The organism is Streptomyces sp. NPDC005266 (assembly GCF_040607655.1).
Lineage (GTDB): Bacteria > Actinomycetota > Actinomycetes > Streptomycetales > Streptomycetaceae > Streptomyces.
This window is the reverse complement of sequence record NZ_JBEXHC010000002.1, coordinates 76048-88903: the sequence shown is the minus strand read 5'-3', so window position 1 is coordinate 88903 and position 12856 is coordinate 76048. Positions and strand designations below refer to the sequence as shown.

The window sequence follows — 12856 nt, the reverse complement described above, 5'->3', positions numbered from 1 at the left end:
GTCTGCCTTTTTCACGATGCGGTTGGCGGCTTCGCAGGTGTGACTCCGCGCTGTCGAAGGGGCATCCGGGCACAGGAGTCCGGGGTCGCCGTCGTGCAACGAGGCATGGAACAGCCGGTCGCCGCCACGGCCCCGCAACGCCGCACGGCAGCACTCCACCGGCGCCCGCCCTGCCGGCCGGCTCCCAAGGGACCGGATCGGCCCCATTGACACCCGCCACCGGTGATCCAAGACTCAGGTCCAGACCAGCGCGCCGACCCTGAGAGCCACAGCCGCTGGGATCAATGTGATCGATCGTGAGTCGAGGAGGACTCCCCATGCCCCCACGCACGTTCCCTCGTCGCAGACTGAAACGCGCCGTCGCGGCGCTGAGCGCCACGGCGGCGCTGGTCGCCGGACTGGCGGTCACCCCCGGCGCCCAGGCGGCGCCCGCCCGCCCCGGCTATCTGGACGCGTCGCTCCCCGTCGAGCGGCGGGTCGCCGACCTTCTGGGCCGGATGACCCTGGACGAGAAGATCGGCCAGATGACCCAGGCCGAACGCGCCGCGGTCGCCGACGACCCGTCCCGGGTCGCCCGGTGGGGCCTCGGCTCGGTCCTGTCCGGCGGCGGCTCCACCCCGGCGGAGAACACCCCGGCCGGCTGGGTGAAGATGGTCAACGGGTTCCAGAAGCAGGCGCTCTCCACGCGGTTGAAGATCCCGCTGATCTACGGCATCGACGCGGTGCACGGGCACGGCAACGTCCACGGAGCCACCCTCTTCCCGCACAACATCGGCATGGGGGCCACCCGTGACCCCATGCTGGCCGAGCGCGAGGGCGAGGTGACCGCCTCCGAGCTACGGGCGACCGGCATCCCCTGGGACTTCGCGCCCTGCGTGTGCGTCACCCGGGACGAGCGCTGGGGCCGTAGTTACGAGAGCTTCGGTGAGGACCCGGCCCTGGCCACGTCGATGGAGACCGGGATCGACGGCCTGCAGGGCCCCACACCGGACCGCATCGGCCCCCACCACGTACTCGCCACGGCGAAGCACTTCGCCGGGGACGGCGACACCCGGTACGACTCCGCCACCGCCGCCGCCAACGAGGGCAAACCCTCGGACCAGCAGCAGTACACCATCGACCAGGGCACCACGGTGACCAGCCGGGCCGCCTTCGACCGGGTCGACCTGGCCCCTTACGGCCCCGCCGTCAAGCGCCACCGGGTCGGCTCCATCATGCCGTCGTACTCCAGCGTGGACTTCACCGACGACGGAGTCGGCAACCCTGTGAAGATGCATGCGCACCGCGAGCTCCTCACCGGCTGGCTCAAGCAGAGGACGGGCTTCAAAGGCTTCCTCATCTCCGACTACGAGGGCGTCCACAAGATCGTCGATCCGTCCGACCCGTCGAACCCGGGGCTGACCCCGTACAAGGTCCGCACCTCGGTCAACGCGGGCATCGACATGTTCATGGAGCCCAACACCGCTCCGCAGTTCGAGCAGTTGCTGCGGGACGAGGTCACCGCCGGCCGGGTCCGCACGGCCCGGATCGACGACGCCGTCTCCCGCATCCTGCGCCAGAAGTTCGCCCTCGGCCTCTTCGAGCACCCATACGCGTCGGCGGACCACGCCGGCCGCGTGGGCAGCGCGAAGCATCGGGCCGTCGCCCGCGAGGCCGCCGCCGCGTCGCAGGTGCTGCTGAAGAACAGCGGCAATCTGCTGCCGCTCAGCCCGAAGGCCCGGATCTACGTGGCCGGACGCAGCGCCGACAACATCGGCAACCAGTCCGGCGGGTGGACCGCCACCTGGCAGGGTGTGAGCGGCAACAGCGTCCGCGGCACGTCGATCCTCCAGGGCATCCGGCAGGCCGCCCCCAAGGCCCGTGTCACCTACAGCGCCGACGCCTCGGCCCCCGCCAAGGGATCCGATTTCGGCATTGCGGTGGTCGGCGAGACCCCCTACGCCGAGGGCTTCGGCGACATCGGCGGCCCGGAGTGGACCAATGACTCCCCTGCCCAGCAGGAGCCGAAGTCGATGTCGCTGCAAGCGGGTGACAAGGCGGTGGTCGACAAGGTGTGCTCGGCCGTCGAGAAGTGCGTCGTCCTGGTGGTCTCCGGCCGCCCGCAGATCGTCACCGACCAGCTCGCGGCAATCGACGCGCTGGTCGCCTCCTGGCTGCCCGGCTCCGAGGGGGGCGGTGTGGCCGATGTGCTGTTCGGCAAGAAGCCCTTCACCGGGCGGCTGCCGGTGAGTTGGCCGAAAAGTGCCGCCCAGGTGCCGGTGAATGTGGGTGACGCGGACTACCGCCCGCTCTACCCGTTCGGCTGGGGCCTGCGTACCAAGGTCAAGACCGCCGCCCCAGCAAGCCTTACGGCTCTGCGCTCCGCCCGGGCCAAGGACGACACGCGGCTGGTGGACGAGATCGTCGCCCGGGCCAGGGACGCCGCCCAGGCCAACGTGGTGGCCGGCCGGGCACCCGGTGACGCGGCGCGCCTCATCGCCGACGCCGACCACGCCCTGCTCACCGGCGACCCGGTGACGGCGTTCGGGCTGCTTCGCCGCGCCGCCTCCTAGCCCCACCGCAGCCACTCGGCTGCCCGCTCGCCGTCGCGACGGCGAGCGGGCAGCCGAGTGGCTGCTTGAGGCGATACGTGCCGGGTGGGCCGGCCTGCCCCCTCAACGGGGGTCTTACCCACTGACCATGACGCCCCTCAGCCGATCCATACGCTGAGGGCCCCGACGAGGGCGGTGGCCCCCGCCATCCTCAGGGCAGCGTCGCGGGCCGCGAGCTTCGGGTCCACGGTGAGGGCGGTGACACCCAGCGGCTCGGCGAGGGCGCGCACCGCCGGTTCACCGAGCTTGATCCACGGTTGTCGGGGGCCCAGAGCGGTGGCCAGTCGCCGCTCGGTGGTGAAGCCGACGGCGGTACGGCCGCCGAGGGGCGCACGGAACAGACGCACCACGCACCCCGCGGGCCCCGGCTGGACGGGTACGTACAGCGGTCGGGCCGGGATCCGTTCGGAGGGCTCCGGGTCGTCCCCGTACACAAGCTCCGTCATGGCAGTTCTCCTGGAGGAAGGCAAGGGCCCCCGGGCTCCGGGGCACGGTCGTGAGGGCCCCCGGGCTCCGGGGCACGGTCAGAAGGCTCATCCCCCCACGCCGAAGGCAGACCCCGCCCTGACGGAACGATGACGGGAACGGGCACATCCTTGACGCGATACTGACGCGGTCGGTCCCCGGGAGCCGTGGCTCAGGGCCGGCCGGCCCGTCGTCCGCGGGTGACCACGGCCACGCCGAGCCCCGCCCCCACGATCAGCGCCGCGCCGACGGCACCCGCGACGATCGGCGCTGCGGATCCCTTGTCCGCTGACGTCCCGGCCGGTTTCGCGTCGTCGGAGGCACGGGAACCGGCGGCGCGGAGGACGAGGTCGGTGACGGCCTTGGGCTGGGCGACCATCGCGAGGTGCGGCGAGTTGACCTCGACGGTGTGGGAGTGGGCCCGCTTGTACTCGAAGCGCTGGAGGGCCGGGGCGATGGCCTTGTCCTGTCCGGCGACCAGAGCCCATGACGGCACGGCCTTCCAGGCGGCGGGGCCCGCCCTGTCGTCGAACGCGGAGGCGCTGATCGGGCGCTGGGTGGCCGCCAGTACCGCCGTGATGGTCTTGGGGAGTCCGGCGGCGAACACCGGCCGGAACCGGTCCGGCTTGATGAAGAGGTCGGTGCCCGTGCCTCCGCCGGGCTTGGTGTACCGGAACGAGGCCACAGCGGAACTGAGCTCGCTGCCATGGAACTTGTCGGACAGGACCGACAGCACCTCGCCCTGACCGGGAACCAGCGCCGCGATGTAGACCAGCGCCTTGACGTTGGCGTTGCCGACCGCGGCCCCGCTGATCACCGCTCCGGCGTAGGAGTGACCGGCGAGCACGACCGGGCCCCGGATGCTCTTCAGGACACCGGCGATGTACTCCGAGTCGCCCCGCAGACCCCGCAGCGGATTGGCCGGGGCGACGACACGGTAGCCGTCACGCTGCAGCCGATGGATGACCGCGTCCCAGCACGAGCCGTCGGCGAAGGCGCCATGCACCAGCACGATCGTGGGCTTGGCGGCGGCATGCCCCGAGGCGGCCGGATGGGCCTTGGCGGCGGGGACGGCCGCGACGCATGCCGTTGCCGCGAGCGCCGCGGCGAGCGCGCAGCCACGCCGGGGACGCATCGGCACGCCACGAGTGGACGGCATGGCCATGGCTTCTCTCCTCGGTACGGCGGTCAACCCTGCACCAGCGTCGCCAACCCGCACCGGCGCAGCGCGGGCGGAGGAGCATGCGGGTGAAACAGGGCCGCCGGCCGGGTGACGGTCCGCGAACCCGTGCCGGATGGCGGGGGCGAGGGGAAGCAGGTTTGGCGGGGCCTGCTCGGGCCTCCGTCGGCCGTCACGGCATGGAGGGGTCAAGGCGATGAGCCTCATCCGTGGCGCCCTGTGGGGCGCCGCCGCGGGAGCGGCTGGTACCACCGCGCTCGATGTCGTCACCTCCCTCGACATGGTGGTCCGAGCCCGTCCTGCGAGCTCCACTCCCGAAGCCACGGTGGAACGGTTGTCGCAGCGCCTGCACCTTCCGATCCCCGGAACCGAAGAAGCACGCGAGAACCGCATCGCGGGTCTCGCTCCCCTGACGGGCATCGCCGCCGGAGTCGGCATCGGGGCCCTCTACGGGGTCCTGCGCGCCGCCGGATGGCGGCCGGGAGTGACGGTCAGCGGCGTGGCTCTCACCATCGGGGTGTTGATCGGCACCAATGGACCGATGACCGCACTGGGAGTCACGGACCCGCGCAGCTGGACCGCCGAGGACTGGGTGGCCGACCTCCTGCCCCATGTGGCATACGCCGCGCTGACCGTCGCCGTGATGAGAGGACTCGACCGGCAGCCGTCGCGCTGACGCTCCCCCGATTATGGTGACGGCTGGGCCTAAGCGGTTACGGCGAAGTCAAGTGCTGATCCTTCTCGGCGTCCAAGCCCTCGGCCAGGCGGAAACGGCGAGGGATCAGCGGCGAACTTCACCGCATCCGCTCAGGGGTTCGTCCATGCCTCGGGGTCCTCGGCGAGATGAAGGACGTCCTCGGGCAGCCGGGCGCCGGCCACCTCGTCGAGAGTGACCTCCTCAAGGATCTTGCGGACATTGGCGCGCACCGCGATCCACAGCGGCAGCAGCGCCTCCGCGGGACCGGTGTAGGCCAGCTCGGGCGGTCGGACGCCACGGACGGACACCAGGGGTCCGTCCACCACACGGATCACATCCGCGATGGAGATCGATTCGGCCGGACGGGCCAGCCGGTAGCCGCCCTTTCCGCCGCGCTGGCTGGTCACCAGCCCGCCCCGGCGCATGTCCCCCAGGATCCCCTCGAGGAACTTGTGCGGGATGCCCTGCGCCGCGGCGATCACCTCGGCCTTCACCGACATGCCTTCCCCCACCGCGGCCAGTTCCAGGGCCGCTCGTACCGCATAGTCCGCCTTCGCTGGGATCCGCATGCGGTGATTATCCGCCACCGGGGCGTGGCTCCCTCACCGGACGGGCGAGCCCGTGATCAGGCGGGGAGAGCGAAGGTGGGGTGCGCACCGTGGAGGAAGTAGTCTCCGACCTCGCGCAGCCTGTGCGCCACCGGATCGTGCAGCGTGTGGGCCCGGGCGTTGCGCCAGAAGCGGTCGAATCCATGCCGGGACGAGGCCGAGCGGGGGCCGATGACCTCCAGGGCCCGGGCGGTGATCTCCTGCGCGGCCCGGGAGGCGGCGGCCTCGGCCGCGGCGGCGAGCACCGCGGTCTCGGCGCACTGGTCGTCGGTGAGCGCTTCGCCGCGGGCCAGCCCGTCGGTGAGGGCGTCCACTGCCTGGTCGGCGAGGGCGGCGGCGCCGCGGGCGGCCACCATGAGTTCGCCATAGGTGACCAGCACATAGGGGTCCTGCCGGGAGCCGTCCGGCCAGGACGGCTGCCAGGGCGGGTGCGCGACCCTGGCGTACTCGCGGGCCTCGACGAGCACGCCCTCGGCGATGCCCAGACAGAGCTGGGCGGAGACGAGACGTGCAGTCGACGCGGCCAGGCCGGCGAACGGCGGCAGGACGCTCTCGTCCGAGGAGAGCGAGCCCAGCACCTCGTCGGCCGCCACGGGCACGGCGTCGAACTCCACGAGCCCGCCTGCCGCCAGCCGCTGGCCGAAGGCATCGCCGTCGTCGCACACGGCGCCGGGGTGAGCGGGATCGACGAGAACGGCCACCGGTTCACCGGTGTCGTACCGGTGGGCGCGGACCGCCAGCCGGTCGGCGACCCGGACCCCGGTGGGGTAGCTCTGGCTGCCGTCCAGCCGATAGCCCCTCGGCGCCGGACGCAGCGTCAAAGGGGGTTCATACGGCGCGAAACCGCCGCCCCAGCACCACTGTCCTGCTGCCGATTCCCGCTCGACGCGTGCGGCAAGGGCGGGCCGGGCGAAGAACCGGGCGCACGACGACAGGAAGTAGTGGCAGCCGAGGAGTTGGCCGATCGCCCCGTCAGCCGTGGCGATCTCCCGGATCACGGCATAGGCCGTGGGCCAGTCCGCGCCTCCTCCCGCGTTGCCGGCCGGTATCAGCAGCGTCAGCAGCCCTGCCTCACGCAACCGGGCGACCTCGTCGAACGGGGGCTTGCCGGCCTGCTCGCGGGCGACGGCGTCCGTGGCCAGGTCTTCCGCCACCTCGCGGGCGATGCGCAGCCAGTACGCACGGCCGGGCCCCGCCGACACTTCGGACGGAACTACGGCTGTGACCACGGAGTCTCCTCGGGACAGTCCGCTGAACGCGGACGCGGGGGGGCGGAGCGTGTTCCTCATCCTCCTCACCCGGTCAGCCGGCGTCAATGAATTCCTATGAGATTGGTAGGAAAACAGCCACCGCGTGACATGCTCGAGCCCGAGCCCCGTGGTAACCGATTGCCCAGCGTGAAGTCGCCCCCAAGGAGCACCGGATGACGTTTCCGGGAGAGCGCGGGGAGCTGTCCGCCGGGGTGCTCGACGCCCTTGTGCGCGAACCCGGCCGCACGCGGCTGTCCGAAGGGCCGTCCCTGCGGCAGGCGGATCCGTACGGCGATGACCTCCAACTCGCTCCGTACCTCTGCTACGAGCTCCACTGCGGCGGCTTGGACGGGGTGGGGACGGCTGGGAGTGGGAACCGGATCTGCTCCGTATGCGACAGGCGCTGGAGCGGCTCTTCCTCGACGCGCCGCGCGGCTGCGGGGGCGGGCCAAGGCGGCCATGGCGGCGGTGGAGTACGACGAGTTCGGCGCGGGGCGCGGAGAGCGTGTGCACGCGCGGCTGTTCGCCGGTCCAATGGGCGGACCTCGGCCTGCATTCGTCACCCGACCACTATCTGGACGCCGCGTCGGCCCGGATGCCCGCGGTGGTCAATTTGATGTCGCTGTTGGGCTTGCACCGCAGGCTGCGCGGCGCGCTGGTCGGGCACTTCGCGACCGCCCAGATCACCTCGTCGCCCTCCTCCGACCGGCTGGCTCAGGCGCTGCGGCGGATGGGGGCGGGCGAGGCGGCCGCACCTCACCGCGCGTTCCGCTCCCGCCGTGAGCGCGGCGGACGGCGGCGGTGACTGGTGTCGCACCACGGGTAGCGCGCGCTGCGGCCGCACAGACACAGGGCGACGGTGAAGCGGTCCGACCGTACGACGCTGCCGTCCGGCAGGGTCACCTCGACCGGCCCCTCGATCAGCAGCGGGCCGTCCGTCGCCATCGTCACCCGCACGGGCGGGTCACCAGGGTCGTTCGGCACGGATCACCACCAGCTCTTCCTTCTCCTCGCCGGGTTCGATGAGCCCCCGGGACTCCAGCCAGCCTGCCCGCTCCCGGAGCACCGGCCCGAACGGTATGAGGCGGCGGTCGGTGACGGCGGCCGCGAGGCCCGCCCGTTCCAGCCGCGCAAGGGTGCGGTCGACGCCGCACAGCGCGGAGTGCACCAGGAGCAGCACACCGCCGGGACGCAGTCGGGGCGGCCCGTCCGCGCAGATCTGGTCGAGCAGCGCCCGCCCGTCGGCACCGGCGTCCCAGGCCAGCGCCCGCCCGGAACACCCGGAACGCCCGAGACGCCCGCGACGCCCGCTGCCCCCGCTACGCCGCTCCGCCGAGGGCACATACGGGGGGTTGGCGATGATGAGATCGAATCGGCGGTCGGCGACGGGGGTCAGCAGATGGCCGCGCACCACGCGGACCCGCAGCCCGTTGAGGCGGGCGTGCAGGCGCGCGGAGGCCACCGCCCGGGCGGAGATGTCGACGGCGGTCACCTGCGCCGCGCCACACCGCGCCGCCTCAAGGGCCAGGGCCCCGCTGCCGGTACCGACGTCCAGGACGGTGGTGCCGGCGGTGATGGGCTCCCGGTGGAGCGCCTCGGCCAGCAGCCATGTGTCGTCCTGTGGCGTGTACACGCCCGGAGCAGACAAGAGCATCATGGGGCGCGAGTACCCCGATCAGGCACGATGAACAGTCGACGACGTCCACGGGGTCGTGCGGGAGCCGCAGGTGAATCAATGGCCGACGGCATACGTTACGGCGGGCGGTTTCGGGTACCCGCCGCGCAAGCTGCCGACGCAACCCCCGGGGGAACGCGACAGCCAGGCCCTTCCGGTCCAGACCACGGGCCGGGAGAGCCGCCCCCTACCTCACGTCCGGGCGGCTCAGTCGTCGAGGCCACCGCTCTCGCAGATCTGCCGGGCGATGTCTCTGAGTTTGATGTTCCGCTCCTGGGACACCCGCCGCATCACGGCGAAGGCCTCATCCTCGGAGATCTTGAGGCGCTCCATGAGGATGCCCATGGCCTCGCCGATGATGTGCCGGGTCTCGACCGCCCGCTTGAGCTGATCGGCGGTGCGGGCGCTGGAGAAGGCCACCGCGGCGTGGGAGGCGAGCAGCCAGCCGGCCGTCTCGCTGGCTCTGGTGAAGACGGCCGGGCGCCACGCATACATGTTCAGGGCACCGAGGTTCTCGTTCTCGGTGTAGAGCAGGAAGCCCATCATGCTGCCCAGACCGAGCGCGCGGGCCTCGCGGGCGTATTTCGGCCAGCGGTCCTGGGGTTCGTTGAAGTCCTTGATCCGGAACACCCGGTCACTACCCCGGCGGAGGGCGACGTCGAAGCAGGGGCCCTCGCCCAGCTTCTCCTGCAGCTGATCGGACCGGATCACCACCCCGTCGGTGGGTGCCAGGGTCTCCACCCGCTTTCCCTGGAAGATCAGGATGCCTGCCGCGTCACAGCCCTCGACGTTCTCCACGGCGGACTCGGTGATCCGCTCCAGTGTCGCGTCCACCGACGTCTGCGCCAGCAGGTCCCGCGCCATCTGGGCCATGCGCTCGGCGAAGCTCTCCCAGTCCATGACCACCAGCTTTCTCTCCGACCTCAAGTGTCACCCGGGCGCACCCACCCTGCCCAGAACGTATCGGGACGAGCCCGGACGCACATGGTTGCCGCGGGCAAACGATGCCCTCAGGCGGGGCGCGGCCGCCAGCTCTGCGGGTCGAGGATGCCCAGGAATACGCCCGGCCGATCAGCGCGAGGCGGGTGGGGGCATCGAGCAACTGCCGCAGCCGGCCAAGGTGATAGTCCAGGGTCTGCCGGGAGAGCCGGAGCGAGGCGGCGATCTCATGGTTCGCGTGCCCGGGGATCACCCTCGGCGGCCCGGTGGCGGCCGTGGGCCTGCTCTGCCTGTTCTCGGTGGTCACCGGTTTCGCGTACCCGATCCAGCGCGCACTGGTGAACACCGCCGTTCCGCCCGGCGCCCCGCGCGCCACGCTGCTCTCGGTCGAGAGCATCATCGACCGGGCCGTATGCGCCCTGGCCGCGGTGGCCGCCGGCGCGTATCTCTCGGCGGGCCGGATCGACGCCCTGCTGGGGCACAGCGCCGCCGTCACCGCCGCGGTGATGCTCGCGGTGCATCTGGTGGCGCGGAGGATCAGCGGGAAGCGCGGGGCCACCGGAGCCGTCTGATCCGGGCTCAGCCGCCGTCGGTTCCGGCCGTCCGGGCGGACCAGCGCTGTTCCACCTTGGCGAGCCGCCAGTAGGCCAGGGCCGCCGCCCACACCACCACGAACAGCCCGACGATGATGAACCCGACGTTGTCCAGGTCGAGCGCGGCGATCCGGCCGGTGACGGCGTCTTGCAGCTCGAGCTTGTCGTGGAGCACGCTCACCAGCTCGATGGTGCCGATGAGGAAGGCCACCGCGATCGACAGCCCGGTGATGGCGAGGTTGTAGAAAACCTTGCGCACCGGGTTGGAGAACGCCCAGTGGTAGGCGAAGTTCATAAAGGTGCCGTCGAGCGTGTCGAACAGGCTCATCCCGGCGGCGAACAACAGCGGCAGGCACAGGATCGCGTACCAGGGCAGCCCGGCGGCGGCTCCGCTTCCGGCCATCACCATCAGCGTCACCTCGGTGGCGGTGTCGAAGCCGAGCCCGAAGAGGAAGCCGAGCGGGTACATCTGCCCGGGGCGGGTGATGGACCGCGTGAAGCGGCCGAGGGCCCGGTTCATGAAGCCGCGGCTGTCCAGATGCGCCTCCAGCCGGGCCTCGTCGTACTGTCCGGCGCGCATCGCCCGGAAGACCCGCAGGATGCCGACGAGCGCCACCAGGTTGAGCGCGGCGATGAGATAGAGGAAGGAGCCGGAGACCGTCGTGCCGACGACGCCGAGGGTCTGGTGGGTGCCGGACCTCTCGTCGGCCAGGGTGCCGGCCAGCTGAGTACCCCCGGCGACCAGCGCGGCCATGATGACGACGACGCTGGAGTGGCCGAGGGCGAACCAGAAGCCGACCGACACCGGCCGCTTTCCGTCGGCCATCAGCTTGCGGGTGGTGTTGTCGATGGCGGCGATGTGGTCGGCGTCGAAGGCGTGCCGCATGCCGAGGGTGTACGCGGTGATCCCGAGGCCGATGCCGAAGGTCCTGGAGCCGACCTCGTAGTGCTGGGGCGCGACGACCAGGAAGAGCACGCCGAACGCGACGATGTGCAGGGCGACGATCACCGCCAGCAGCCCCGCGGTCCGTACGGTGTCCTCGCGCCGCCAGCGCAGTGCGGTGGGCAGGGTCATGCGGTCACGCTCCAGCACCTCGTGGATCACTTCGTGAGATGCCGCGGCCGGTCTCCTGGCTGACGGGTCGAACGCGCCCGCCCCTGCCTTCCCGGCCGCTCAGCGCTGCCAGTGGCTCCACAGCCTTGTCCTTCAGGCCGTGGAGCGGGACGGATACTCCCCGATCACAGTGGCGAGGGCCGCTCCGGTTTCTCACCGGTCTTCCCGAAACACCACGGCCCGCCAACTCTAGGAGCCGCGGGTCGAAAGCGGCAAGTTTCCGGATCCGCTCCCGCTTCGTCCCCGCGGTCGCGGTGCGGGCGGGGCGAGTGGCGGGCGGGGGCGGCCCGGCAGGATGACGCCATGCCCGCCCCTGGGGCGGCAGTCCACCGGTGTCGCTCCCGCGCCTGCGATACCGCGCCACCGAAAACCGCGGCCGTGAGCGGCACGAACGCGAGGCCGACGCCGAACCCAGCCGGGCGAGGCAGCCGCCCGAGGTCCAAGTGGAGTGGGCCGTCGACCAGATGGCCGATCCCGCCGGAGGCGGCGGTCAGCAGCACCCGCCGGACCACCCCCGCCCCGCCGATCGCGACGGCGATCCACCCGGCGCTCTTATCGGCCGGCACCGGCCGCAGTAGCTCCCGGTCGAGCTCCACCACGGTGATCAGCGGCGCGAGACCGGCCAGGGCGAGGCGCCGACCGCTTGGCACACTATTTTTGGTGTATCAGGCGCAGGCCAGGCGGAGTTCGCGGTCGCCGAGGGGAGCGAAGAAACGGGCCACGTCCTGCTCGGTGACCTCGGCGAGGGCGGCCGGGGACCACCGGGGGGCGCGATCCTTGTCGATCACCTGGGCGCGGATTCCCTCCACCAGGTCCGGGCAGCTCAGAGCGGCTGCCGAGACGCGGAACTCCTGTTCCAGGACGCGCTCCAGCGAACCCAGCCGCCGGGCCCGGCGCACGGCGGTCAGCGTGACCTTGAGCGCGGTGGGCGACTTGGCGAGGAGGGACTCGGCGGTCTCCTTGGCCGCCGGCACGCCACTGGCGAGCAGCCGGTCCACGATCTCCTCGACGGTGTCCGCCGCATAGCAGTGATCGATCCACTCCCGGTGGCCGTCCAGCTCACCCGCCGGCGCCTCGCGGGCGTACCGGGGCAGGACGTCCGTCACGGGGGCCATGGCGAGGTCCTTGCCGAGCACCGGCAGCAGATCGGACGGTACGAAGTGGTCGGCGAGCCCGCACAGCAGGGCATCGGCGGCGCCCACCGGTGCCCCCGTGAGCGCGAGATGGGTGCCGAGCTCGCCGGGAGCGCGGCCCAGCAGGTAGGTGCCGCCGACGTCCGGGACGAAGCCGATGCCGGTCTCGGGCATGGCGACCCGGGAGCGCTCGGTGACGATCCGTACGCCGCCATGGGCCGAGACCCCGACGCCGCCGCCCATCACGATGCCGTCCATCAGGGCGACATACGGCTTGGGGTAGCGGGCGATACGGGCGTTGAGCCGGTATTCGTCGCGCCAGAAAGCCAGCGACGCGTCACCCCCTCCCGTCCTCACCTCCTCGTGGATCAAGCGGATGTCGCCGCCCGCGCACAGCCCGCGCTCCCCCGCCCCGCTGATCACGACGGTCCCGACCGCCGGATCCCGCTCCCAGGCGGTGAGCGCCTCGGCGATCCGGGTCACCATCGGGTGGTTGAGGGCGTTGATGGCGCGCGGCCGGTTGAGGGTGAGGTAGCCGGCGCGTCCCTCGGTGCGCAGCAGGACGGGGTCGTTGTCGGTCACCGGAGAACTCCTGTCCGTCCGGGGGCCAC

The 12856-nt window shown here is 71.8% G+C and carries 12 protein-coding genes, 1 pseudogene and 1 riboswitch; of the genes and pseudogenes, 4 read left to right on the top strand and 9 right to left on the bottom strand.

Annotated elements, in window-relative coordinates:
- Positions 1-317 precede the first annotated feature (317 nt).
- Positions 318-2552 (top strand): glycoside hydrolase family 3 N-terminal domain-containing protein, encoded by a 2235-nt coding sequence (locus ABZU99_RS03935; RefSeq protein WP_355951843.1) that lies wholly within the window; start codon positions 318-320, stop codon positions 2550-2552.
- 137 nt (positions 2553-2689) lie between these two features.
- Here the strand turns inward: ABZU99_RS03935 and ABZU99_RS03930 are convergent, their stop codons facing one another.
- Positions 2690-3037 (bottom strand): SAV_915 family protein, encoded by a 348-nt coding sequence (locus tag ABZU99_RS03930; protein WP_355951841.1) that lies wholly within the window; start codon positions 3035-3037, stop codon positions 2690-2692.
- Between the two features lie 191 nt (positions 3038-3228).
- The gene (locus tag ABZU99_RS03925) at positions 3229-4221 is read right to left on the bottom strand and encodes an alpha/beta hydrolase (RefSeq protein ID WP_355951839.1); all 993 of its coding nucleotides are present in this window, start codon (positions 4219-4221) and stop codon (positions 3229-3231) included.
- A gap of 211 nt (positions 4222-4432) precedes the next feature.
- Here ABZU99_RS03925 and ABZU99_RS03920 point away from each other — a divergent pair, with 211 nt between their 5' ends.
- Entirely contained in the window at positions 4433-4912 is a 480-nt protein-coding gene (locus ABZU99_RS03920; protein WP_355951838.1) for a hypothetical protein, read from the top strand.
- Positions 4913-5043: 131 nt separating this feature from the next.
- Here ABZU99_RS03920 and ABZU99_RS03915 read toward each other — a convergent pair whose 3' ends face one another.
- Together ABZU99_RS03915 and ABZU99_RS03910 are read right to left on the bottom strand one after the other, a co-directional pair.
- Positions 5044-5502: an Rrf2 family transcriptional regulator gene (locus ABZU99_RS03915; RefSeq protein ID WP_355951835.1), complete on the bottom strand. Its 459-nt coding sequence runs from the start codon at positions 5500-5502 to the stop codon at positions 5044-5046.
- Between the two features lie 56 nt (positions 5503-5558).
- Positions 5559-6770 (bottom strand): acyl-CoA dehydrogenase family protein, encoded by a 1212-nt coding sequence (locus ABZU99_RS03910; protein WP_355951832.1) that lies wholly within the window; start codon positions 6768-6770, stop codon positions 5559-5561.
- Positions 6771-6964: 194 nt separating this feature from the next.
- On the opposite strand from ABZU99_RS03910, the pseudogene ABZU99_RS03905 reads away from it, so the two are divergent.
- Positions 6965-7542, top strand: a pseudogene (locus tag ABZU99_RS03905) (iron-containing redox enzyme family protein); the annotation flags it as partial.
- A gap of 5 nt (positions 7543-7547) precedes the next feature.
- On the opposite strand, the gene ABZU99_RS03900 reads toward ABZU99_RS03905, so the two are convergent.
- The 3 genes from ABZU99_RS03900 to ABZU99_RS03890 form a co-directional block, all read right to left on the bottom strand.
- A complete protein-coding gene (locus tag ABZU99_RS03900; RefSeq protein ID WP_355951829.1) occupies positions 7548-7775 on the bottom strand; it encodes a CDGSH iron-sulfur domain-containing protein in 228 nt (75 codons plus the stop codon).
- A complete protein-coding gene (locus tag ABZU99_RS03895; RefSeq protein ID WP_355951826.1) occupies positions 7756-8448 on the bottom strand; it encodes a HemK2/MTQ2 family protein methyltransferase in 693 nt (230 codons plus the stop codon). Before ABZU99_RS03895 ends, ABZU99_RS03900 begins: the two co-directional genes overlap by 20 nt.
- Before the next feature lie 225 nt (positions 8449-8673).
- The gene (locus ABZU99_RS03890) at positions 8674-9366 is read right to left on the bottom strand and encodes a GAF and ANTAR domain-containing protein (RefSeq protein WP_356050166.1); all 693 of its coding nucleotides are present in this window, start codon (positions 9364-9366) and stop codon (positions 8674-8676) included.
- Positions 9367-9671: 305 nt separating this feature from the next.
- On the opposite strand from ABZU99_RS03890, the gene ABZU99_RS03885 reads away from it, so the two are divergent.
- Positions 9672-9977, top strand: coding sequence for a hypothetical protein (locus ABZU99_RS03885; protein ID WP_356050165.1), 306 nt, complete (start codon positions 9672-9674; stop codon positions 9975-9977).
- A gap of 7 nt (positions 9978-9984) precedes the next feature.
- On the opposite strand, the gene ABZU99_RS03880 is transcribed toward ABZU99_RS03885, so the two are convergent.
- Together ABZU99_RS03880 and ABZU99_RS03875 are read right to left on the bottom strand one after the other, a co-directional pair.
- On the bottom strand, positions 9985-11073 hold the full coding sequence (locus ABZU99_RS03880; RefSeq protein WP_356050164.1) for a HoxN/HupN/NixA family nickel/cobalt transporter: 1089 nt from the start codon (positions 11071-11073) through the stop codon (positions 9985-9987).
- Between the two features lie 27 nt (positions 11074-11100).
- Positions 11101-11328, bottom strand: a riboswitch (cobalamin riboswitch).
- Between the two features lie 449 nt (positions 11329-11777).
- On the bottom strand, positions 11778-12827 hold the full coding sequence (locus tag ABZU99_RS03875) for an enoyl-CoA hydratase/isomerase family protein (RefSeq protein WP_356050162.1): 1050 nt from the start codon (positions 12825-12827) through the stop codon (positions 11778-11780).
- Positions 12828-12856: the final 29 nt, after the last annotated feature.